1 protein-coding gene is annotated in these 1,209 nt (G+C 46.4%); it reads right to left on the bottom strand.

The window, feature by feature from the left end; all coding sequences use genetic code 11:
• Nucleotides 1-788: 788 nt before the first annotated feature.
• On the bottom strand, nt 789-908 hold the full coding sequence (locus ACFIL8_RS10580; RefSeq protein WP_375689729.1) for a hypothetical protein: 120 nt from the start codon (nt 906-908) through the stop codon (nt 789-791).
• Nucleotides 909-1,209 lie beyond the last annotated feature (301 nt).

The following is a 1,209-nucleotide window of genomic DNA, read 5'->3' as shown; positions in this document are numbered from 1 at the left end:
GGAACAGTTAGGATTAGGGGGGTGATTGGTAGTAGGAGGGTAGAAATGATGGTGAGTGTGGGGGTGAGGGGTGTTGGTTTTGTGTTTTCAAGTTGTCAGTTCATCTTTGTGTTGTTAGGAGTGGGGAATAGTGATACTGAGACAGTGTAGATTAGGCGTATGTAGAAGTACAGGTTAAGTAGGGTTATGGCGACTATGATGGAGGGGATGATGAAGTTGTTGTTTATTGCAAGTTCTTGAATAGTTATTCATTTAGGTAGAAAGCCGGTTAGTGGAGGTAGACCTCCTAGGGATATGAGGGTGAATATTGTTAGTGGTATGAGTTGGGGTGATTTGTTTCAGGTAAGGGACAGTGTAAGGGTTGTGGTGTTTGAGTTTAGATTGAGGAATAGGAATATGGTGGTTGTTAGGGCGATGTATGTGGTTAAGTAGAGGGTTGTGATGGTTGGGTTGTATGTTAGTGTTATTATCATTCAGCCTATGTGAGTGATTGAGGAGTATCCTATAATTTTGCGTAATTGTGTCTGGTTTAGGCCTCCTCAGCTACCTGCTATAATAGATAGGGTTGAGAGGGTTATGAGGGCACAGGTGTTGATTGATGGGTGAATTTGGTATATAATTGAGATGGGGGCTAGTTTTTGTCATGTGAGGAGGAGTAGGCCAGGAATTAGGGGTGTTCCTTGGGTGACCTCTGGAATTCAAAAGTGAAAGGGGGCTATTCCTAGTTTTATAGCAAGGGCAGCAGTTATTATTAATGATGGGAGTTGATTGGTGGTACTTGTTATTATTCAGTGTCCTGATAGTAGGTTGTTGAGGGTAGTTGCTATTATAAGAATTATGGATGCGGTGGATTGTATTAGGAAGTATTTGGTAGCGGCTTCTGTGGAACGGGGGTTTGTTTTTTTGATTAGAATTGGAATGAAGGCTAGTATGTTTATTTCTAGGCCTGCTCAGGCGAGAAATCAGTGTGAGCTTAGTAGTGTAGTGAGTGTGCCTGTGATTATTGTGGTGGGGACAGAGGAAGGGCGCCGGATCTGTGTTTCGCGCGCACGTGAAGCACCGTAAGGGCGCTGCGCGCCTGCGCGCCGTGGATTTCGCCGAGCGGCATTGGGGACCCCGCTCCCCGACGCCTGTCTTTCCCTCAATGCTACCACCATGCCTGAGTGCCTGCAGCCCAGGAGGCCCGCACACCGGTACACTCGTGGACAC

This window comes from Bartonella sp. AP57NXGY, assembly GCF_042195805.1.
Lineage (GTDB): Bacteria > Pseudomonadota > Alphaproteobacteria > Rhizobiales > Rhizobiaceae > Bartonella.
The sequence above is the reverse complement of the archived record's forward strand: the minus strand, read 5'-3'. Positions and strand labels throughout refer to the sequence as shown.